The sequence below is a fragment of the Chloracidobacterium sp. genome, assembly GCA_016715795.1.
Classification (GTDB): domain Bacteria; phylum Acidobacteriota; class Blastocatellia; order Pyrinomonadales; family Pyrinomonadaceae; genus OLB17.
This window is the reverse complement of the sequence record JADJXP010000001.1, coordinates 1,013,209-1,034,931: the sequence shown is the minus strand read 5'-3', so window position 1 is coordinate 1,034,931 and position 21,723 is coordinate 1,013,209. Positions and strand designations below refer to the sequence as shown.

The window sequence follows — 21,723 nt, the reverse complement described above, 5'->3', positions numbered from 1 at the left end:
CGAGCAGCGGAACGCAAAGCCGTCATGTCCGCTGAGGCCGCTCGGAAAGCCGGGCCAACTGCTCGGAGATGTCGTCTATCCGTCTCAGCACCTCGTGCTTGAACCTTGCATCCCTGATCTCTTCCTTGCCAAAAACGAGGAAACTGCCATTCGGATCTAACACGAGCTTTTCAATGTCCGCCGGGCTGTCGTAGCCGTGCTGGTGGGCGATGACGTCGAGATCGCGCGAGGTGATCAGCTCGCGCCTTCGCTCTCGCTCGTTGATCTTGCCCTTCTCGATGATCTTTGCCGGCGAGCCCTCGGTCAACGCCTCGATCTTCTTTGATGAGAAGTTCAAGCGTCCAACGATATAGTTAGCACCCATCAGCGCGACGGCCCCGGCGAGGCCGCCGACAAGCGAATTGTCGGGGCCAATGATGGCATTCTGGACCGTATTTGACAGCGAGAGGATGACCACGAGATCGAACGGGTTTAACTGCGCAAGCTCGCGGCGGCCAAAAACACGAAGCATGACGATCAACGCAAGGTAAACAATGATAGGGCGGGCGATCTTCTCGGGCCAGGTGACGGTGCTATCGAGAATGAATAGGTTCTGGAGCCATGCCGACGTTTCGGATAAGGCGAGCAATGCGTAGGTAAGCATTCGGGAATAACCTCCTTTCTGAGCAGATCTCAGGTGCAGAATTGAGTGTATTCCCGGCCATTGAAAACCGAAAGCGTCGCTCGGGACAAGGAAGGCAGGTCGCGGTAAAAGAAAAGCCGTCAAACCTGATGTTTGACGGCCGATCTGGTAAATGATGGCGGAGACGACAGGATTCGAACCTGTGAAGGGCTTTTGACCCTTAACGATTTAGCAAACCGCCGCTTTCAGCCGCTCAGCCACGTCTCCGCTAGCGCCTTTGAGGCAGAGTTCAATTCTAGCGGCAAGGCAAACTTTGTCAAGTTTCGCAGCATCCTAGAGCGCACAAACGCGGACGTCCCTCGCTTGACAGGCTTGATTTTTGGGAACAAAATACGGGAGTTGTTCGAATTGTCGACTTCGATGGGGTTTTCGTTAACGACAAGACGGCTTTGGCACGCTGCGTTCATGGTGATCGCGCTGAGCGCGGTGCCGTGCTTTGCTGCGCCGACGGCTGATGTCGAGGTCGTGATCGAAAATACGGGCAATCTCGGCATCATCAAGGGGCGCGTGCTCGATGAGGCCGGAGGGCCGATAGCCGACGCATCGGTCGCCATCTTTCGCTCAGGCACGTCAAAGCTGCTTAAGCAGGTCTCATCGGCACGAGACGGCAGCTTTCTCGCCCGTATCATGCCGGGCACCTACACCGTGCTCGCCGTCGCTCAGGGCTTTAATCCAATGACGCTCTTCGGGGTCGAGGTTGCCCGGGCGGCAGAACTTACATACGGATTCAAACTGGAGCGTGCCGGAAGCGGCAATACGCTTCCTGAAAGGCGGCCGGATAAGAACAGTTCGAAATGGCGCATCCGTGCCGCGCAGACCCAGCGGTCGATCTATCAGAATCGCGAGGGCCAACCGCTACCGGCGGACGAAACGGCTTCAAGCGATACAGATGTCCCTGAAGGCAGAAGAAAGGGGCAAACGGTCATAGGCACCTATGCCGCGTCCGGTGCAAGAGGCAACTACGCCGGCGTAAACTTTGCGACTGCTCTTCCGCTCGATCACGGTACGGACGTCGTCGTTGCCGGCCAGTTTGGCAAGGGAACGTCGGCACCGGCGAGGCTCGAGACCTTTGTCAAGCTCGACCAGTTTGACGGACACACTATCAGGCTTAATTCAGCCGTCAGCCGCCTCGGCGTGCTTGCATCAGCCGGTGAGGACAAGGCCCTGGGGCAGTTCTCATTCCAGGCGGTGGACGAGTGGCAGGTTCGCGACGGCGTCGTTCTGGTGCTGGGTTTTGACTACGCTCGCTTTCTCGGCGCCGGCAGCGATGCGATGATCGCCCCGAGGCTCGGTTTGCAGGTGGATCTGAATTCACGAACTCGACTCCGCTCGGCGTTTGTGCCCCAGACAGAGCAGCGTTCGTGGTCAGACGCGATCGATCTCGAAGGCCAGTCTATCGCCTTTGCCGAACCAGTCGCGGTAGAGGACCTGTTTCTGGTCAGCAACAAGCCTCAGATCAATAAGTCGCGTCGGCTCGAGTTTGGCATAGAGCGCGTTATCGACGGCCGGTCGAGCGTCGAGGCAAATGTTTTCTTCGATACCGTATTCTCGCGCGGCGTCGGCCTCGTAAGCTTGGGCCGTGATGACTTTGGCGATTTGCTGCACAATGATCTCGTCGCCCATCAGCAGGGCAATGCGCGCGGCCTTCGCGTTGTCTATTCGCGCCGCATCGGGACCTTCCTTTCAGCATCGGCGGGCTACTCCGCCGGTCAGGGGCAGAGGCTTTCGGATGCGGCGATCACCGACCCGGCGAGCACCTTTGAGAACGATTTTTTCCAGTCGCTTTACGGCCAGATAACCGCAGACCTCGGCAGCGGCACAAACGTGAGGACCGTTTACCGGCTCTCGCCACAGGCGACGGTGTTTGCGATCGATCCCTTTAAGGGGAGGCTCGCCGTTTTTGATCCGGGCCTTAGCGTGTATGTCACGCAGACACTGCCGACCTTTGGCCTGCCCTTCCGTGCCGAAGCGATGGTCGATGCGAGGAACCTGTTTGACATACAGTCCGGCGTCACCGGTGAAGAAAACTCGCTGCGGCTGAACGGCCAGCGTCGGATGGTGCGCGGCGGGATTCAGGTCAGGTTCTAGCTCGACCGGACATCCAAATTCTCGGATTCTAAGCAATTTGTCGTATAGATCGTATATTGAGAACGGCGCGCTGAGGCCCGGCTGCGGAATTGTGCCCCAAAATGGGCATTTTTTGCCGGCAGTAGCGCCGGGTGCATTGGAACGCATTTTGCGTCATAAATTCAACCGGTGAAGTTTGCCTCGATGTCATGAAAGAGAAGATGCTGACAAGTTGGAGCCTGGTGTGGCTGCTTGCGGCTGTCTTGCTGGTCACCGCCGGGGCCCTGAACTTCTCGCAGAGGGCATTTCAGAATCTGCCGCCGACCGATGGCGTCAGATGGACGCTCCATGCCGACGGCGTCTATGCGGACAAGGTAATCGCCGGATTCGCCGGTTCGAGGGCGGGCATTGCGGTTGGTGACCGGCTGATCGGCATCGGCCTCGACGGAGAACGCACCGAGGAGGTCACCTCACCCGCTGATGTTCAGATCTATCTGGACGCCGCGGGCGTTGACGGCAATCTCACCTACTACTATCAGCGGCCGAGCTATTCGTTTGCCAATAATTACTACTTTGCGGACCTGCGCCACATCGACTCGGTGCCGCGGTGGACGCCATCGATCATCTTTCTCGCCATCGTTGGCGTGGTCTGGCTTTCCGTCGGCGTCTTTGTGCTTTTCAAACAGGGCAGCCGGTCGCCTTTCATACTGCATTTTGCCACGGTGTGCCTGACGGCATTCGTATTTCACGCATACCGCGCGATCGGCCTCGGACGAGATTTTGACCTGGCGATCGACCTGCTCGATAACATGGCGTTGGCCCTGTTCGTCCCGCTGTTTCTGCATTTCTGTATTAGATATCCGGTCAGGAGTGCTGTTTTCTCGAGCGAACGGTGGAAAACTTTTGTTCTCTACGTGCCCGCCGCGGCCTTTTCCGCCGTGCTGGTCTTTGTGTCGATCTTTCCGCAGATCTTTCCGGCAACCGGCCTAAGTGAGTTCATGGCCCGGCTGAGCGACCAATACGACCTGTTCGGCTGGCTTTTCCGGTTCAATTTCTATCATTTCGTCGTTGGGGTCTCGATAGGTGCAGGCATTCTGGTATGGCGCGTGTTCAAGAGCCGGCAGCCGGTAGTTCGCCAACGCCTCAAATGGGCGATGTGGGGCACGATTGCGGCGATCGCCCCGATCGCGACTATGCAGCTCGTCGAACGCCTTGCGATCTCGATACCGAACGATAACTTCAGCACGGCGATCACCACGCTGCCGCTGGCCTTGATACCCCTGAGCTTTGGCCACTCGGTCGTCCGGTACCGGCTGATGGACGTTGACGTGGTCGTCCGCCGGGCCCTTGTTTATGCGCTGACGACGCTTGCGATAGCGATGATGATCGGCGCCGTCGCATTGGGGCTGGTGTTCTTCGCTGTCGGCAACAACCTGTCGACGACCGAGATCACGCTGCGGGCGGTCATTGCCATCGTGGCAATGGGAGTGATCGTGATGCTGAGCGAACCGCTCAAGAAGTTTCTGCAGGAACGCGCCGACCGCTTCTTTTACGGCGAGCGATACGACCTTAGGCAGGGCCTGCTTGACTTTGGCAAGACGCTCTCGGCGACGACCGCACTCGATCCGCTGCTTGACGGACTGATCGAGCGGCTCAGACAAGTTCTTGACGTCGAGAAGGCGGCTGTCTTTATCGAGGACGAATCTGCCACGGAACACTACCGTCTCTCGCGCTCGGCGGGCCTTGGCGAGGAGTTTCGCATGCCGGCGGATTTCCGCACGATGGTCAGGCAGAAATCGGCAGCCACGGGCGTTGTTCGCGCCGATGAATTTGACCGCCCCGACGCCGAGGCGGCGAATGGCGACACGAACGGAAAGAACGGCAACGGCAAAGCGGTCGTTCGACAGGAACTGCATTACTTCGTTCCGTGCGTGGTCGGCGGCAAGATGGTCGCCGTTATCGGCCTCGGGCGTGCCCGCGACGGCTCGCTGCTGTCGAGCGAGGATCTAGAGATACTGAGGACGATCTCGGGCTATATCGCCGTCGCCATAGAGAACAGCAGGCTCTACGGCCAGCAGCGAGAGCACACGGAAGAATTGGCCCTGCTAAAGGAGTTCAATGAATCTATTGTCGAATCGGTGAATGTCGGGCTGCTTGCTGTGGATGAGAACGGGCAGATCACGCGGTGTAATTCGACATTTGAAGAGATGATGGGCCTCGTGCGTGATGAGGCGGTGGGGCGGCCGGTCAATGAGGTGTTCGACGCGGACTTCGCACTGAATATCGAGAGCATACTGGGCAAATCCCGATGGCACCTCACCGAGATCCGCAATGCCTACAAAATGCATACCGCAGACAAGGCGGGGCGGCCACTCATCCTGAACGTTGCCGTCGCGCCGCTGCGTTCGGTATCAAATCAGCAGACCGGGGCGATCATTGTGCTCGAGAATGTCAGCTCGCGCGTCAAGCTCGAAGAGACGCTGCAGCAGAGCGAGAAGCTCTCGAGCATTGGCCTGCTTGCCGCCGGTGTCGCCCATGAGGTGAACACGCCGCTTACAGGCGTCTCGAGCTACACGCAGATGCTGCTCGGCATGATCCCGGAGACCGACCCCAAGCACGCTCTGCTTCAAAAGATGCAGCGGCAGACCGACCGCGCATCAAACATCGTCGGCAATCTGCTCAATTTCTCACGCACCGGCAACTCGGAGGAGTTCGCCGAGATCGAGATCGAGAAGCTGCTTAATGATACGCTCCAACTGCTCGAGCCTCAGCTTCGCAAATCCAACATTGAGATCATCAAGGACTACACGTCCGACCCGCACAGCATCAACGGCAGTGCCGGAAAACTGCAGCAAGTATTTACAAATCTCATCATCAACGCGCGTGACGCCATGATCGGCGGCGGGACGATCACACTGCTCACGAGGATCGACGAGAGAGGCGATCTTGTGGTTGAGGTCACCGACACCGGCGAGGGCATCCCGGCTGAGAACCTCGCCAAGGTCTTTGATCCATTCTTTACGACCAAAGAAGTCGGAAACGGCACCGGCCTCGGCCTCGCCGTGACCTACGGTATCGTCCAGGAGCACAACGGATCGATCGAGGCCATCAGCCGCGATGGCCAGGGCACGACCTTCAGGCTGGTATTTTCGAGAATGCCGCAGAACGGCCGCCAACTCGCCGTGAGCTAAAATGCGCTGTCGCGTCGTTCTCTCTTCGCCGTCCGGAGGAACCAGATCGCCGCAAGAAATGCCGTGAACATGATCGCGGCGGCCGTCCAATACGTTCTGAAGACCGTAAAACGGTCAACCTTATTCACCGAATTATTGAGGAGTATCCCGCCAATCGTCGGGCCGAGAGCCCTGGCAAGGCTGGCACCCGATTGCATCACGCCCATCGCCCGGCCCTGTTGGTGAGCGGCCGCATTCTTTGATGCGAGGCTGTTGAGGGCCGGCGTCGCAAACGCATTCCCGAACGACAGGAACGTCGAAACCGCAAGCAGGCCCAGAAGGCCGCCGGTACCGGGCGACGTGTAAGGCATCGCAAAGAGGCTGGCACTCAGCACGAGACAGCCGAAGGCCGCGAGGCGCGCCTCGCCAAATCGGCGTGCCGCGACGCCAAATACGACGCCCTGCATGATGATCGCGATACCGCCGACATAGGCAAACAGATAGCCGTTCTGCTCCGCGTTGTAGCCAAAGATAAATTCGGTAAACAGCACAAAGGCGTAGGTCATGATCGAGAACGCCGTGATGAGAATAAAATAGGTGACGGCGATCATGCGAAAGTGCGGTTCACGCAGCGTTTCGAGGGCTCCGGCGATGCGACCCTGCTGCGGCGTCCCCGCCGAACGGTGCTCAGGCTTGAGCGATTCGGGAAGGATGAAATAGACGGCCACGGCATTCAGCAGGGAGAGCGCAGCCGCAAAGTAAAACGGCACCTGTATGCCGTATTTGCTCAGGATGCCGGCAAGAGCGGGGCCGAGGATGAATCCGAGGCCGAATGCCGCCCCAAAAAGCCCCATGCCGCGTGCGCGGTTCTCTTTTGTCGTAACGTCGGCGATATACGCCTGTGCGGTCGAGATGCTGCCGCCCGTAATGCCGCTGATGATGCGGCCCACAAAGACAAGTAACAGCGAATGTGCAAAGCCGATGACAAAATAACCAAGCGCCGAGCCGAGCAAGCTGACAAAAAGTACCGGCCGGCGGCCATACTTATCGGACAGCACGCCAAGCACCGGCGTAAAGAAGAACTGCATCCACGAATAGATCGCGACCAACAGGCCAATTACGAAAGGCGAGGCCCCGAACGGTTCCGCCTGCGAATAGAACGGCAGGATCGGGATGACCATCCCAAAGCCGATGAGGTCAATAAAGATCGTCGTAAAGATCAGGATGAGCGGGCCGGTGAAGAATTTGTCCTTGACCGGTTCCTGATTCTCTGCAGACTGCATCTCGTAGTGTTTGGTGGGGCATTGTCGGCTTAGGATGCCCAGATATAGTAAGATAGCTGACTAGTTACGATATCATCTCGGGTCGGCTCAAAGAAAACGGCCCGTGGTGCCGATCCGCCACCGTATGCACGTCTTTCGCCCGCCGATCGCGGCCATCATCCTATTTTTGCTGTTCTTGACGGGCTGCCCGGGCGGCCAACGCCCGACCGAGAACAACACGGTCTCAACGCTCGCTGACGTGCCGTCCGTCCGGTTGAATTATAAGTATGAGGCTGACGTGCCTCCGCCCGGTGTTGACGCGGCCCAGACGGCTGCATCCGTCCGGAACGCGGCCGTACAGGCTGACTTCGACGGACGACGCCCGGCCGAGATCCTCGATCGCACGCTCTCGGCACCCGATGAGAAGTCGGTCTTGGCGATCTACCATCGCCTGTCAGATCCGGCAGACGAGTATCGCCTCGATATGTACCTGCCGGACGGCAAAGTTCTGAAGCAAATAACGCCGGAGGCTATGTCAGTGGCATGGCCCGAGGCGATCGTCTGGTCTCCGGACTCGTCTGCCGTTGCATTCGCCGCAAAGACGCGAACGCTTTTGCCGGAGGCATCCGAAAGAAGCGAAAGCGGCACCGTCCCGGCGGCGGCCGCGATCCCTGAATCTGAAGTGCTGGGCAATACGGCACCTGAGCCCGCGGCTGAACCGTCGCCTTCGCCGTTGCCGACGCCGCCGCCGGCATCAGGCGTGCTCACGTTCGCGACGGAGCAGATATATATTTGCGGGACTGACGGTAATGGACTAAAGGCGTTGACGACGAATGACGGCCTCAAGTACTTTTACTTCGTGTGGTCGCCTGACAGTACGATGCTCGCCGCACTTGCGACGACGGCACGCGAATATCAGGCATTCGAAACACGCCCCGCGCAGGCCACGCCGACGCCCAAACCAAAAACGGAAACGGCTCCGCCGCCTGTGACGGTCAGGCCTTCGGTGGGCAGGCTGAGAGTTGTCGAAAAAAATGGCCGCGAGCGACGACTCGATGATGCCGGCACCGCCGTCAAGCCGGTCTGGTCGCCGGATTCGACAAAGGTCGCCGCTGCATTCTCACGCTCGGTCAATCCGACCGACGTAAAGCTTCCGGCCACGTTCGACGCTCAGATCAGGATCTATGACGCAGTCGGCACCAGCCCGACGCAGGCTGCGATCCCGCTGCGTCTGCCGTTGCTCTTGTCGTCACATGCCTATGACCGCGGCTCGACAGGCCAGCCGTCGAATGGCCAGGAAGAGCCGTTGACAACGCTGCCTGACATCCGCGAGCTTCGCTCGCTCGGCCCGATCTCTGAAATGGCGTGGAATGCAGAGAGCATTCTCTACTTTAAGACGACGCTCACGCTCCAGAAGATCGGCGAACCCGATACATCGCTCGGCTTTGCACGTTGGCATCGCCTGATCCTCAGTCAGCAGCCGGCGCAGGCTGCTAAATAGCATGAGATATACATCTATCGCCGATATCTATTCGGCCAACAGAAGGATCCGCAGCCGCCTGCTCGACGTGCTTGGCGAGATCACGGATGAAGAGGCCTCCGCCATTCCGGATGGCGAAAAATGGTCGGTCCGGCACATCGTCGAGCACTTGTGGATGGTCGAATACGGCACAGCCCGCATCTGCGAACGCCTGCTGAATGCGGCAAAGGCCGATGGCAAGCCGTCGGACGGCAGCTTTGGCGTCGGTTCGCAGTTTGGCCAGCGCGCGGCCGAGGTCGCAGTCACCCGCATTGAGGCTCCAGAACGCGTCCAGCCTACCGGAGATGTCCCGATAGCAGATTCGCTGGAGAAGATGAAGGAAACAGGCGTGACGCTCGATGCCATGCAGGGCGACCTCGAAAGCTATGACCTCTCCGGTCACACGTTTCCACATCCTTTCTTTGGCGAGATCAACGCCGGTGAATGGCTGGTCATGGCAGGGCTTCACGAGCGGCGGCACACCGAGCAGATCGAGCGCGTCATCGGCCTGATAAGGCAATGAAAGATCCCCGGCCGAACGGAGGGTGGTTCAACCGGGGATAAAAGCATCGGACTGATTCATCATAGCGGAGTGGCTAGTGGCATACCCGATGCATGATATTCGATGGCGTCAAGCCACCTCTGGTTGTCAATGACGGCGGCCCCGACAGATCGGGGCCGCCAATCTTCTTTTTATTTAGCGATCAGCGGAATATCGCCGCTGAGGCCAAATTGGAACATCTGGAAGCTGCTGTCAGCACTCCTGAGAATGTACCAGTTGCCATCTGACGGCCGGAATACCGCGATATCGGTCACGCCGTCACCGTCGTAATTCCCGGCAACCGGAATGTCGCTCGACAACCCGAAGTACGTTGCACGGTAGTTGTCCGTTGAGCTAAGCCACGTGTACCAGATGCCGTTCGACGGGCGAAACACGGTAATGTCGGTCTTGCCGTCGCCGTCAAAATCACCTGCCACTGGCATATCGCCGGACTGTCCCCACTGGCGGGCCGCGAACTGGCCATCAGAACTGCGGAGCCAGTACCAGTTGCCTTCGCTGCCACGGAACACCGCGATATCATCACGGCCGTCACCGTCCATATCCGATACCATCGGTTTGTCTGACGAGTTGCCGAACTGTGTGACGATGTGGCCAGTACCATTGCTCTTGCGGATATACCACATGCCCGTCGAGGCACGGAATACCGCGAGATCGAGGCGTCCGTCGCCATCAAAATCACCTCTGACCGGCGTATCGCTCGCAAGGCCGAACTGCGTCGTCGTAAGGCCGCCGTCCGAGCTGCGTTTGATCTCCCAAACGCCTTGGCCGGCGACATCGCGATACATCGCGGCGTCGGTCTTGCCGTCGCCGTCGTAGTCGCCCGAGACGATACGGTCATTGGCACTGCCGAATTCGAGGGCCATAAAGCCAGCCGGATTCTGGACATACCATGAACCTGTGGACGGACGGAAAACGGCCAGATCGTGGTTGCCGTCGCCGTTGAAGTCGCTTTCGCTCGACTGCTGCCGGAAGAGCCCTCGGATCTCACCGTTCGGATTGTTGACGCTCGTGATCACGGCAGTCCACAGGCCTGCTCTCAGCATCTGGACCTGAACCGGTGTGACAGCGAAGGTCGCGGAGGCAAAGTTGCCGTTCAGTCCGCCTGCCACGCCGAGGTCACGGATCGTAATGGTCGAGCCGATCGCCGTCTCGATGCGTGCTCCGGTCTGATTGCTCGACAGATTGTGAAACTCACCGAATACGGTTGCCTGCGTCTCATCGACACTGATCTGCACCTTGAGTTCGCCGTTTGCGGCCGTAGCGACAGGCGGCGTCATGCCGTTGCCGTTCAGGTGTGACTCAAAGAAGCGGCCCATGGACGGGCTCGGGCTTGCGCTCGGGCTCGGACTTGGGCTCGGCGTGCCGCCCGGTGTTCCCGATGGCGAGGGCGATGCGGATGGTGACGGTGATGGCGACGGCGTCGCGCTAAAGCCCGTAAAGATCCCGGTCATTATGGTCGCACCGCCGTTGCGCACAGCGAGTGTTGAGCCGTTCACGACATTGGGCACGGTCTGGCCGTTGTCACTGCGAAGCCGCAGCCGGCCATCGCCATCGTCTTCAAGTATCAGGTTGCCCGCGAGGACACCGTCAACAACTATGCCCAGAGCGGTTCCCTGAGGCAGATTGATCCGATCGACTCGAACCTCGAGTTCCACGCGGCTGCTGTGGATCTCAAATTCGCCAAAACCCGTCGGAACAACGCCATTCAGCGTTGGGCCGCTCAGCCCGGCAAACAGATTGCCGCCGTTGGGTGACGGGCTCGGGCTCGGTGTGCCGTTAGGCGTGCCCGACGGTGACGGGCTCGGGCTCGGTGTGCCGTTAGGCGTGCCCGAAGGCGACGGGCTCGGCGTCCCATTCGGCGTTCCCGACGGTGACGGGCTCGGGCTGCTTGTCGGCGTTCCCGTTGGTGTTCCGGTCGGCGTTCCCGTTGGCGACGGACCTCCGCCGCCAAAAATACCATTTACAAGGATCGTGCCGCCGTTACGAACCTCAACGGTCGAACCGTTGTTGACCACCGGCACCGTTTGGCCGTTCTCGGTTCGGAGTTTGAGCTTAGCCTTTTGGCGGTCATCAACTGTAAGCGTGCCCAGCGCGTTGCCGTCAACAAATGCGTCGAGCACTGTTCCCTGTACGAGACTGAGATCCTCGACCTCGACTTCGATCTCCCGGTTTCCGCTCTGATAGAGCTGCCACTCGGCTTCGCCGTGCGGGTTAGGACTGCCGCTTGGCGATGTCAGGATCGCGTTGTGGACCAAGATGACGGGAGTGCCATCGGCCTTGACACTGTTCATCACGAACGGGACCGACACCCACGCTGCGAGCAATGCCACGATCATCGCGGCCCTCACGTAATAACTGTTCTTTTTAACTGTTCTTTTCATTTTCTACCTACCTGAGTTTTTGTAAAATTACCCCTTTGCCTGGGGTGTCGTCAGGAACACAGTGAGCTGAGGTAGTGGAAAAAGACACTCTGAGCAAGAAAAAAGAAGAGGCCACGCCCTTTCAGGCGTGGCCCTTATCGGGCTGCGGTTGGCCGTCAGGATTGACGACTATCCGGCGGCTGTCCGTAGCCGGACTATTGTGAAGGAATAGGACATTTGAAATTATTCGTGACAGCGCAGAGTGCATCGACACGCTTGAGGCGGACCTCGCCCCATGGCGGAAGCTCTTCCCAGCGCTTATCCACGGCCGTTTCCTTAACGTGATCGAGCAGGTCATGCGGCGTCGGAAACGTCGTCGGATATCTCGCCTTGACCAGGGCTGTAATGCCCGCGACCATTGGTGCAGCCATCGATGTGCCTGACCACATGCCGTAACGTCCGCCGGGCAAGGCGCTAACGATCTCTTCGCCCGGGGCCGAGACATCGACCCACGACCGGTCGTAAGACGAGAACGTCGCCATGCGGTCATACCGAGTGCTGGCTGCGACCGAGAGCATGCCGTCACGCTGTTCGGCGGCCGGGAATATCTCGGTCGTATTGCCGCCGTTGCCTGACGCCACGGAAACGGCCAATCGGCGCGTGCCGATCGGGAATGTCGTCGGATTTGGCACGCCGTCGAGGCAGTCAAGCAGGTCGTGCAATACTCGTGCATCTTCAGGAAAGCCGATGCTGAGATTTGCAACATCGGCCCCGTGATTAGCGGCCCAGATCAAGCCGGCCGTAATGCGCCAGAGTTCACCTGAGCCATCGGGGCCAAGTATGCGAATGGGCATTATCTTGGCGTCGGGGACGATCAGAGCGACAATGCCGGAAACATGCGTGCCGTGGCCGTAGGACGGGTCCTGATGGATCACGCCGACCTCGCTTGGGTCGTTGTCGCCATCGACAAAGTCCCAACGGTCGGCCACCGGTACCAGCCGTCCATCGAACGCAGGATGCGTCAGATCAATGCCCGTATCGAGCACGGCGACGACGATCGGTTGGCCATTATCTACGCGAAGCCCTCGAGTGCCGGCCGCCTCAAAGGCCTGATTCAGACGTATCCTGTGCGGAAACCACTGCTTGCCGTAGCCTTTGACACTGCCGCCAATGGCCCACGAGCGGCCGATCGCCCACGAGCGACCCTGAGTCCAGGCGAGTCCCGGCCGCTCGAGTTGCGAAAATTTGCGGTTGACCTCGGCAAAGATGATGCGGGCGTCAGGTGGCGTGGTCATCGCCGCGACGACCTGCGTCGGCGTTTGTCCGTTAGTAATCTGGAGAAGATAGATCGGCGGCGATGCAACCTGAGAGATCGGCGTGGCGTTGAGCCCATATTGCGTAGCAACTGCAGGCAGATCGGCGGCATTGCCAAGTTGAACAATGACCTGATCGGCGACGCAACTGCAATCGTCACCACGGCCCGTCTGACCAAAAACATCGGCCGTTCCGATGAGCAATAAAGCCGCCCAAAGGACGGAAATGAACTTCAAGTACTTCTTACTGCCGGTCATTACTACCTCACTACGATCTCAGGCGAAATCCATCGCCGCCATGACCACAGTGTTGCCAATATTATCAAAAAGACACGCCGGCGAAGAATTTCTTAACGGCCGATCGCGATGAATGGCGACCAAAAGTATGGATGCTCCCCGCCGAGTGCCGGTTGCAGTTGGGCCTCGCGCAGGGCGGCAGCCGGTGAGAGGCCGCCGGAAATGCCTGAGTAGAAGTGCTTCATCATCTCGGATGCGGCACGGTCGTTCACCGTCCACAGGCTGACGATCATCGACGAGGCCCCGGCGGCCAGGAAGCCGCGGACCAGCCCGAGCAATTCGTCGCCGGCCGCGATCTTGCTCACACCGGTCTCGCACGCACTCAGCGTTACGAGTGATGCATTGATCCGCCGCGAACAAATATCCTGCACTGTGACCCAGCCATCTGCGAGATGCAGGCTTGAGAACATCGGACTATCAGGCCGAAACTGGCCGTGGCATGCGAGATGGATCAGGCCGTGCCGGCCGGCATTGGCGGTAAATGCCTCAAAAGTCGCCTGTTTTCCCGTAAAAACATCAGCGTCGGGCAGGACCTTTGCGAGGCCGTGCGCTTCGCGTTCGGCCTGCGGTATCCGCTCGTCGGCATAGCCAATGATCAGCGATTTCCGCGGCCCGCGCGGCCTTTTTGCGTTCGTGCGTGCCCACACAGCCGCGCTCGGAGCATAGACCGTCTCGTAGCTCTCGATCAGGTATCTCTGGCCGTCATTCAACGCGTGAAACGGTACGTAATGGAGCACGCCGGCCGGAACAATGACCAGCTTCTCGGCCGCGAGATGTCGCACGAGCGGACTGAGGAGCAGGTCGTAAAGCCGCTTCAGACAGTGGTCGGCGCGGCCCTTCATCTGCGCTGCATATCGTGATAGCCGCTCGCCGCCGTATCGCAGCGTCTCAAACTGAAACTTGAGGTCGTCGAGCAGGCCGTGAATTTCCGCTACAGAACCAAGCTCGCGGACATACCTCACTCTCGTACCATCGACGACAAAAGCCGATACGACGCCGTCAATCTCGATGTATTCGATCAACGAACGGTCGCGGCCCAGCCGTCGCTGAAGGTCTTTGATGTCAAGCACCTTGCCCGCATCGCGATTTGCACCGGTCAAGCTGTTGACACGCCGGATGAGATCGGCCAGTGATCTCTCGGCATTGAGGACAGCTTTTCGGCCTTCGGCCACGTCGCTCTCGTCACCGTACTCAACGGCTCGATACAGACGGTTCAATCGTGATCGGGCATCGTCTAGCTGCTGCTGAAGCGCAGGTGGAACGGGCCGATGCTTGCCGCCGCCTATCGCGTCGAGCAATGCGCGCGAGCGGGCACGCTCAACGGTGCGGAATGCAGCGGCAAGCCTGCCCTGCCCGATCTGCAACTGTGCCAGGCTGTCAAACGGTTCTGCCTTGTCACCCAGAAATGCAACGCTGAATTCATCTGCACCGACGGTAGAACGCAACGATTCGATATCGCGAATGGCCTTCTGAAAATACCCCGCCGCACCATTCAAATCTCCGCCGATCACCGCAAGTTTACCGAGCTCGGTTCGGATCGTGTACAGGACGCTCGTGTGCCGGCGATCTGCCGCCATGTGCTCAGCCTCGGCCAGGATGCGTCTTGCCCGCCCGACAGATCCGGTCCCGGCAAGGGCTCTGCCATCGAGTAGCTTTAGCGTGATCTCGTGTCGAGGATCATCGTCATTTCGCAAGGCCGCGCGTGCGGTCGCGATTACGGCTTGCGCATCGCGAGGCCGCCGCTGCCTTATCAACACGTCGGCCGAGTCCAACAGGGCAGCTACCTGTCCGGAGCAGTTCCCTTCGGCCTTGAATAGGCGAAGAGCACTCTGCAACTCCCGTTTGCCCGTTCGCTCATCACCGAGCGCGGCCACCGTCCGGCCGTAACGCAGCCGTGCGCGGGCCTCCTCCGCACGGAGTCTCAGCCGCGCGAACTCAGGCACGATGCGCCTGTATGTCTCCGCCGCCTCGCTGAGGAGATTTAGCTCGCTGTAGATGTCTGCGATCTCAAGGTCGGCCACCGCTGACTGGTGTGGCATGTCTAGTTCGATATAGCGTTGACGCGAGCCTTCGAGATAGCGTATCGCTTCGGAATATTGGCCGCGAAGCACCGCAAGATTGCCCAGGTTTGCCTCGATCTCGGCCTCAGTAACGGTCATGGACAAGGACTTGGAGGCCGCGAGGGCCTTCTCGTAGATACGTCGAGCCTTCGCGAACTGGTTCAGTTCGGCGTAGGTATTTGCAAGGCCGTTCTCCGCCATTGCCAGCCATGCCGATTCGCCTGCACGCTTGAAATGGCGGCATGCGGCGAGGCCATAGGCCTCAGCGTCACGATGCCGTCCCTGACGCGAGACGACATTGCCAAGATTCATCGCCACCTTGCCGGCCGCGAGGTGATCGCTTGTGCGAACAAAATAATCAAGGGCCGCCTCGCCCGCTGCGACAGCCTCGTCATAACGTCCCGGCATCGCCAGAGCGAGAAGCTCGGCCACGCGCGTCTGTGCCGCGTCATTGTCGCGGCCGAGGAGAGCGAACATCTCGCCTGCCTGCCTAAGCGATCTTACCGCGCGTTCAAATCGGCCTCGCGTTATTTCGGCGATGCCGTTTATCCACTGCGCAGTTGCGGCCGTGACCGGTGACGGGGCGACCTTCCCCAACACATTTGCAGCCGCCGAGGCACGCTGCGCCGTGACCGGATCATTCGTCCACGACGCGTAGCAGATGTCACGGAGCTCCGCGGCCAAACGCTCGTCGGCAGATGAGCGATTAGATCTAAGCAACCGATCTCGCTCGGCGTTATCTGCCGCCGCGACCAATAGTTTGGCGAGTGACGATCGACGCATTATGCCGATTATACAATGAGGAAAAGGCGGAGGTTTCGCGCGTCCCTTCGCCTTTGGTGGATGGAGTTTGGGGGTGCACTATCTGAGGATGATCTTTTCGATAAATATCTCTTGCTCGCCGCCGCGTGCTGTGAGGCTGTACTCGCCGGCCGACAGGCCGCTGAACGCAAATCCGCCGTTCTCGTCGATCTGAACTTTTATCTCGCCTATCTCAACGCTGCCGCCCTCAAATCCGTCACCGAGTATCTGGCCACGGACATCGAAACCTCTGCCGGCCGCAACAACCCTAAGGTCGATCGCATTGTCGCCTGCCTCAAACAACATCTGCCGGGCCTGGCTGCCTGTCGCACTGCGTTCGCCGAAGGCCGCACGTCCGGGAGCAAGATCGACGCTTAAGACTGCGGCGAACCGCCGAACGATGGATGGAGCGGGCTCGACAATGCGTGTGCGGTAGAGGCCTTTTGCAAACTGCATCAACTCGGCCGGTGCATCGGCCGCCGTGTCAGCCTGCATCCGTCGGATGATGTGTTCGAGGCGTTGTTCCTGTGTTCTTTTCATTCTTCCATTGGGCCCATTGCCCTTGCTCCGTTCAGACAGTGCCGATGTGACCATGAAAAAGACACTATTTCGTCAATTCCTTTTCAAGTTTCTTCAGGCACCGTGACCTTAGCGGGCTGATGCTCGTCTCGCCGACGCCGATCGCAATGGCAACCTCAGCGTAGCTCGCCGCCGGGTCGGTCAGGTAGATCATCGACAAGATCGTCCGGCAGCGTTCCTCTATTCTTTCTAACGCCGCTCGGATCAAGTGCTGTTCCTCAAGCTCAATCAGCATGTCGTCGGCGAGCGGGCCTTGGTCACGGATCGCGGCCATCTCGGCTTCCATTTCTTCCTCGGTCTCGGGCGAATAGTGGCCCTTTGACCCGCGGATGATGCCCCACGTCTTGAATTTCGCCGTTGTGACGATCCACGAACGTATGCGGTTCGGCTGCTCGATGGCGTCGATCTTTTCGAGAAGCGTAACGAAAACTTCCTGAAAAACATCCGCCGCCTGCTCTTCCGATAGCCCCGCGCGGCGCGGTATCGCATATATCAACCTTTGATATCTATCGACAAGTTCGTCCCACGCCGCCTGATCGCCGGCGCGGCAGCGTTTTACCAGCCGAGCGTCGTCGCTGCCGATGCCGCCGGCTTCAAACTCGACCTCGGGACGTTGTTCTGTCGGTGTCGTCACGCGTTGAAACCCGATTCTAACTGATTCTGTCGTATAATCGTATTTTTACCATGACCTCGTTGAGAGAACATATAGACCGCGAGATCACGCTGGCCGCCGATTGCGAGGCCGCGGGCGATCTTGCGGCTGCGCTTGGTCATCTTGAGCGTGCGCATGTGCTCGGCCAGGCGATCACCTACGAGCACACGCGTGTTCATTGGCGAATGCTCAAGCTCGCCTTGAAGATGCACTCGCCGCGTGAGATCTGGGGCCAGGTGATCCGCATTATCGGAGCTTCGACGAAAACGCCGCTCGGCATCTATCCCGCCGGCAACACCGGAGCGTCAAATGTATGGTTCTTTAAGCCAATGCCGATCCCTGATGATCTCCGGCATATACTCGACGCAAACGCAAAGTGAGAATATTTAGTTTCATCTTCATTCTCTTCATCATCTTCCTGCTCGCCCAGCCGTGTCAGGACATGACAGCCTGTTCAGACGACGAGGTGACGGTCGCGACACATGTTACGACGGACGGATCTGAAACAGATGCCGAACTATGTTCGCCGTTCTGCATCTGCTCGTGCTGCAGTCATCCGGTTTCGAGCGCGCGATTTGCGAGTGCGTCGGCGCCAATAGAGGCCTCGGTCATCTTTGCTGCCGATCTGGCCGTCGAATACACCAATCCATACACAAACCCATTTCCTAATTCCATCTGGCAGCCACCCAAGGCCTGATCCGACAGCACAACTGCGCCCATTTTTGCCGCTCGTCTGATCGACGCGCGGGGCTAAGAATCAGTCAGACCAGGAGAATATTTTGAAAGTAATAATATTTATCGCGGCCCTCATCGCCGCACAATCAGTCTTTGCGCAGACCGGCAATACGTTGACTCTGCTTGTTAAGAATCACGACACAAAGGCCGCCGTCGCCGAGGCCTCGGCGATCGTCAAAGGCACCTATATCATGGCCACGGCGGACGCTGAGGGCCATATCCGGCTTGCTAACATTCCGAATGGCGAGCACACCGTCGAGGTCTCATCGCTCGGCTATGAGTCTGTCGAGCTAAAGCTAACATTTCCGCTCGCTGACCCAAGCGAACACACTGTCTTTCTTGCGTTAACCCACGAGGTTGGCGAGGTTACCGTTACATCGACGCGAACCGGCCGCGAGATCGAGGCTGAACCGACCCGCGTCGAGGCCATCGACGAGGAAGAGATCGACGAAAAGATCAATATGCGGCCCGCGAACGTCTCGATGGTGTTGCACGAGAGCACGGGAATTCAGGTGCAGCAGACGTCGGCGACGTCAAACTCGCAAAGCGTCCGCATTCAGGGCCTCGACGGCCGATACACACAGATACTCAAGGACGGTTTTCCGGCCTATGGCGGTTTTTCGGGCAGCCTGAGTTTGCTCGAAATTCCGCCGCTCGATCTAAAACAGGTCGAGATAATCAAGGGGCCGTCGGCCACGCTCTTCGGTGGCGATGCCATCGCGGGCGTCGTCAATTTTGTAACAAAAGACCCGAGCGAGACACCGGTAACGACCCTCATCCTCAACCAAACGTCTGCATTGGGCACTGACCTCTCGATCTTTAATTCCCGAAAGTTCGACCATTTTGGCTACACGCTTCTCGGCACGGCTAACTATCAAAGGGAATATGACGTCGACGACGATGAGTTTACAGAGTTGCCGAGGACAAAAGCGGTCGGCGTGGCACCAAAACTCGTCTTCTATCGCGGCGACAGGACGACGGTGACCGCGAGCAACTCGTTCTCGTACCAAGACCGCAAGGGTGGAGACGTATTTGCGATTCGCGGCCGGCCCGATGCATCGCACGTTTATTTTGAATCGAACCGGTCGGTGCGCAACGTCGCGACGTTCAATCTCGATCACGAGTTCGCGGGTGGCGGCCGTTTGTTTGCAAAGCAGAGCCTCGCGATGTTTGACAGACAGCTTGCGACGCCTAACTACGGCTTTGAAGGTCGTCAACTCAATTCGTTCACCGATATCTCTTATCTGCGTTCATTCGGAAAACACGCATTTGTTTTTGGCGGCAGCCTTGTCCACGACCGATTCCGCGAGAATACGCCGGGCGTGACTTCTCCTCGTGACGAGGCGCGGACACACGGCGGCGTGTTTATTCAGGACACGGTCGATGTAACAAGCAAACTCTCTCTGGAGGCGGGCTTTCGCCTGGACAAAGCCAAGCACTATGGAATGTTTGTGCTCCCGCGCGTCTCGCTGCTCTACCGATTTTCGGACAAACTGACAACGCGGGTAGGTTACGGCCGTGGGTACAAGACGCCGACTATGTTCACCGAGGAAGCCGAGATATTACTGTTTCGCAACGTCAGCCCTGTCGGCACAAACCTGAAAGCAGAACGCAGCCAGGGCGGCACGGTTGACGTAAACTATCGAGGTGCGGCAGGCGAACGGTTTACATACTCGATCAACCAGATGTTCTTTTACACGACCATCAGCGACCCGATCACGCTGCGGCCGACTGCTTTTCTTGGCTACCGATTTCGCAACGAACAATCGCCGGTGATCAGCAAAGGGCTCGAAACAAATGTTCGCCTGGGCTACGGCATCGCAAAACTCTTTTTTGGCTACACCTTAACGGACGCAAAGGCGGGCTATCTCGCAGGTACGCGGCGTTTAACGCTCTTGCCTAAACACAAAGTGAATTCATCACTCGTCTTTGAAAAGCATGAAAGCTACAAATTCGGAGCTGAGTTTTACTTTGCCGGACGGCAGACATTGGAGTCTCGCTCGCTGACGCGCTCGACCGCCGAGGTCGGCATATTTGCCGAGAAGACGTTTGGCAAGGTCAGCCTCTTTATCAACGGTGAGAACCTGACCGACGTGCGTCAAGGGAAATATGGCCCCGTCGTCATTCCGCCGCACACAGATCCGACGTTTGCCGAAGTATATACGCACCTCGAAGGGCGTGTTTTCAATGGCGGCGTTAAGATACGATTCTGACTAGGCGGTGACAAAAATCAACAAAAGCGCGGTTGAAATTCTGCGCTTTGTGATAACATTCTCTTCTCAAACCTATAAGGAATGATGAAGGCGGCAGCCACAGCTCCGTTGGTAGAAGAGACTGCGATGGATAAGTTTGTAGTTCGCGGCGGGCGACCGCTGCATGGAAAGATCGAGATCGGCGGAGCGAAGAATTCGGCCCTGCCGTGCCTGGCGGCGACGCTGCTATCGAGCGAGACGGTGACGCTTCACAACGTGCCGTATGTCAAGGACCTTATAACGCAGCGCAGACTGCTCGAGGACCTTGGTGCTACGGTGCTGACGCCGGAGCTTCGCACGCACAAGATCACGGCAAAGAACGTTGAGATCTTTGAGGCGCCGTATCACCTTGTTAAGACAATGCGCGCGAGCGTGCTGGCGCTAGGGCCGCTGCTCGGCAGGTTTGGCAAAGCAAAGGTCAGCCTGCCGGGCGGCTGTGCCATTGGGACGAGGCCCATCGATCTTCATTTGAAGGCGTTCGAGCAGTTGGGGGCAGAGGTCTCGCTTGAATCGGGCGATGTTGTGGCACGGGCTCCGAGAGGCCGTCTCACGGGCAATGCCGTCGATTTTGAAAAGGTTACGGTAACCGGCACGGAGAATGTAATGATGGCCGCCGCGCTCGCCGAGGGTCGCACGACCATCAGAAACGCCGCCGAGGAGCCCGAGATCGAGGACCTCGCAGAATTGATGAACAAGATGGGAGCCCGGATCCGCGGAGCCGGGACCTCAACGATAGAGATCGACGGTGTAGAGGGAATGGGAAGTGCCGAACATACGATAATCCCAGACCGCATCGAAACCGGAACGTTCCTCGTGGCCGCCGCGATCACGAACGGCGAACTCGAGGTCAAGAATTGCCGGCCCGATCATCTGGTCGCTGTCATCGACCACCTTCGCTCGGCCGGCGTCGAGATCGATGAGGTAAATCAGAGCACACTCCTAGTTCGACGCTCGTCGGGCGGGCTAAAGGCCAGGGATGTGACGACCGAGCCGCATCCGCATTTTCCGACCGATATGCAGGCCCAGTATATGGCACTGATGACGCAGGCTGAGGGCGAATCAAAGGTCGTTGAGACGATATTCGAGAATCGCTTTATGCACGCGTCGGAGTTGATCCGCATGGGTGCCGACATAGCGATATCGGGCAATACGGCCACCGTTCACGGGCCGAGCAAACTGATGGGTGCGCCGATCATAGCGTCCGACCTGCGCGCGTCCGCGTCGTTGGTGCTGGCGGCTTTGTGTGCCGAGGGCGAGACCACCATCGACCGCGTATATCATATCGACCGCGGCTACGAGACGATCGTCCGCAAGTTCCGCTCACTGGGAGCCGATATCGAACGCATCAAGGCGGACATTGATGCCACGCAGGAGGAAATAGCGGCCTGATGCGCGAGTTTGCCAACCCGCCG

Annotated in this window: 15 protein-coding genes and 1 tRNA gene; 8 read left to right on the top strand and 8 right to left on the bottom strand. The window is 58.7% G+C overall.

Translation table 11 applies throughout. The features are described 5' to 3' along the window. Positions 1–22: 22 nt before the first annotated feature. Both IPM59_04800 and IPM59_04795 read right to left on the bottom strand, forming a co-directional pair. Positions 23–643 (bottom strand): DUF421 domain-containing protein, encoded by a 621-nt coding sequence (locus IPM59_04800; protein MBK9214906.1) that lies wholly within the window; start codon positions 641–643, stop codon positions 23–25. 155 nt (positions 644–798) lie between these two features. Next, a tRNA-Ser gene (locus tag IPM59_04795) sits at positions 799–889 on the bottom strand. A gap of 153 nt (positions 890–1,042) precedes the next feature. On the opposite strand from IPM59_04795, the gene IPM59_04790 reads away from it, so the two are divergent. Continuing rightward, positions 1,043–2,770, top strand: coding sequence for a carboxypeptidase regulatory-like domain-containing protein (locus IPM59_04790; protein ID MBK9214905.1), 1,728 nt, complete (start codon positions 1,043–1,045; stop codon positions 2,768–2,770). 188 nt (positions 2,771–2,958) lie between these two features. Further along, positions 2,959–5,940 (top strand): PAS domain S-box protein, encoded by a 2,982-nt coding sequence (locus tag IPM59_04785; GenBank protein MBK9214904.1) that lies wholly within the window; start codon positions 2,959–2,961, stop codon positions 5,938–5,940. On the opposite strand, the gene IPM59_04780 is transcribed toward IPM59_04785, so the two are convergent. Next, positions 5,937–7,202 (bottom strand): MFS transporter, encoded by a 1,266-nt coding sequence (locus tag IPM59_04780; protein MBK9214903.1) that lies wholly within the window; start codon positions 7,200–7,202, stop codon positions 5,937–5,939. The genes IPM59_04785 and IPM59_04780 overlap by 4 nt on opposite strands. 124 nt (positions 7,203–7,326) lie before the next feature. On the opposite strand from IPM59_04780, the gene IPM59_04775 reads away from it, so the two are divergent. After that, positions 7,327–8,682 carry a hypothetical protein gene (locus IPM59_04775; GenBank protein ID MBK9214902.1) on the top strand — a complete coding sequence of 452 codons (1,356 nt, stop codon included), beginning with the start codon at positions 7,327–7,329 and terminating at the stop codon, positions 8,680–8,682. Position 8,683: 1 nt separating this feature from the next. Beyond that, positions 8,684–9,223, top strand: coding sequence for a DinB family protein (locus IPM59_04770; GenBank protein ID MBK9214901.1), 540 nt, complete (start codon positions 8,684–8,686; stop codon positions 9,221–9,223). 170 nt (positions 9,224–9,393) lie between these two features. On the opposite strand, the gene IPM59_04765 is transcribed toward IPM59_04770, so the two are convergent. The 5 genes from IPM59_04765 to IPM59_04745 form a co-directional block, all read right to left on the bottom strand. Beyond that, the gene (locus IPM59_04765) at positions 9,394–11,643 is read right to left on the bottom strand and encodes a VCBS repeat-containing protein (protein MBK9214900.1); all 2,250 of its coding nucleotides are present in this window, start codon (positions 11,641–11,643) and stop codon (positions 9,394–9,396) included. Between the two features lie 194 nt (positions 11,644–11,837). Next, positions 11,838–13,193, bottom strand: a complete 1,356-nt coding sequence (locus IPM59_04760) for a S8 family serine peptidase (protein ID MBK9214899.1) — start codon at positions 13,191–13,193, stop codon at positions 11,838–11,840. Positions 13,194–13,285: 92 nt separating this feature from the next. Further along, positions 13,286–16,075 (bottom strand): CHAT domain-containing protein, encoded by a 2,790-nt coding sequence (locus IPM59_04755; GenBank protein MBK9214898.1) that lies wholly within the window; start codon positions 16,073–16,075, stop codon positions 13,286–13,288. A gap of 78 nt (positions 16,076–16,153) precedes the next feature. Further along, positions 16,154–16,633 (bottom strand): hypothetical protein, encoded by a 480-nt coding sequence (locus tag IPM59_04750; GenBank protein MBK9214897.1) that lies wholly within the window; start codon positions 16,631–16,633, stop codon positions 16,154–16,156. 64 nt (positions 16,634–16,697) lie between these two features. Continuing rightward, positions 16,698–17,306 (bottom strand): sigma-70 family RNA polymerase sigma factor, encoded by a 609-nt coding sequence (locus tag IPM59_04745; protein ID MBK9214896.1) that lies wholly within the window; start codon positions 17,304–17,306, stop codon positions 16,698–16,700. 50 nt (positions 17,307–17,356) lie between these two features. On the opposite strand from IPM59_04745, the gene IPM59_04740 reads away from it, so the two are divergent. The 4 genes from IPM59_04740 (at position 17,357) to murA (ending at position 21,700) form a co-directional block, all read left to right on the top strand. Continuing rightward, on the top strand, positions 17,357–17,704 hold the full coding sequence (locus IPM59_04740) for a DUF3703 domain-containing protein (protein MBK9214895.1): 348 nt from the start codon (positions 17,357–17,359) through the stop codon (positions 17,702–17,704). Beyond that, positions 17,701–18,021: a hypothetical protein gene (locus tag IPM59_04735; protein ID MBK9214894.1), complete on the top strand. Its 321-nt coding sequence runs from the start codon at positions 17,701–17,703 to the stop codon at positions 18,019–18,021. Before IPM59_04740 ends, IPM59_04735 begins: the two co-directional genes overlap by 4 nt. 82 nt (positions 18,022–18,103) lie before the next feature. Further along, a complete protein-coding gene (locus tag IPM59_04730) occupies positions 18,104–20,272 on the top strand; it encodes a TonB-dependent receptor (GenBank protein ID MBK9214893.1) in 2,169 nt (722 codons plus the stop codon). 126 nt (positions 20,273–20,398) lie between these two features. Beyond that, on the top strand, positions 20,399–21,700 hold the full coding sequence (gene murA, locus IPM59_04725; GenBank protein ID MBK9214892.1) for a UDP-N-acetylglucosamine 1-carboxyvinyltransferase: 1,302 nt from the start codon (positions 20,399–20,401) through the stop codon (positions 21,698–21,700). The last annotated feature ends 23 nt before the right edge of the window (positions 21,701–21,723 follow it).

Coding starts and splice junctions, on each gene's coding strand:
- IPM59_04790 (MBK9214905.1), top strand. CDS start 1,043: ATGGGGTTTTCGTTAACGACAAGACGGCTTTGGCACGCTGCGTTCATG.
- IPM59_04740 (MBK9214895.1), top strand. CDS start 17,357: ATGACCTCGTTGAGAGAACATATAGACCGCGAGATCACGCTGGCCGCC.
- murA (MBK9214892.1), top strand. CDS start 20,399: ATGGATAAGTTTGTAGTTCGCGGCGGGCGACCGCTGCATGGAAAGATC.
- IPM59_04760 (MBK9214899.1), bottom strand. CDS start 13,193: ATGACCGGCAGTAAGAAGTACTTGAAGTTCATTTCCGTCCTTTGGGCG.
- IPM59_04800 (MBK9214906.1), bottom strand. CDS start 643: ATGCTTACCTACGCATTGCTCGCCTTATCCGAAACGTCGGCATGGCTC.
- IPM59_04755 (MBK9214898.1), bottom strand. CDS start 16,075: ATGCGTCGATCGTCACTCGCCAAACTATTGGTCGCGGCGGCAGATAAC.
- IPM59_04785 (MBK9214904.1), top strand. CDS start 2,959: ATGAAAGAGAAGATGCTGACAAGTTGGAGCCTGGTGTGGCTGCTTGCG.
- IPM59_04780 (MBK9214903.1), bottom strand. CDS start 7,202: ATGCAGTCTGCAGAGAATCAGGAACCGGTCAAGGACAAATTCTTCACC.
- IPM59_04775 (MBK9214902.1), top strand. CDS start 7,327: ATGCACGTCTTTCGCCCGCCGATCGCGGCCATCATCCTATTTTTGCTG.
- IPM59_04750 (MBK9214897.1), bottom strand. CDS start 16,633: ATGAAAAGAACACAGGAACAACGCCTCGAACACATCATCCGACGGATG.
- IPM59_04765 (MBK9214900.1), bottom strand. CDS start 11,643: ATGAAAAGAACAGTTAAAAAGAACAGTTATTACGTGAGGGCCGCGATG.
- IPM59_04770 (MBK9214901.1), top strand. CDS start 8,684: ATGAGATATACATCTATCGCCGATATCTATTCGGCCAACAGAAGGATC.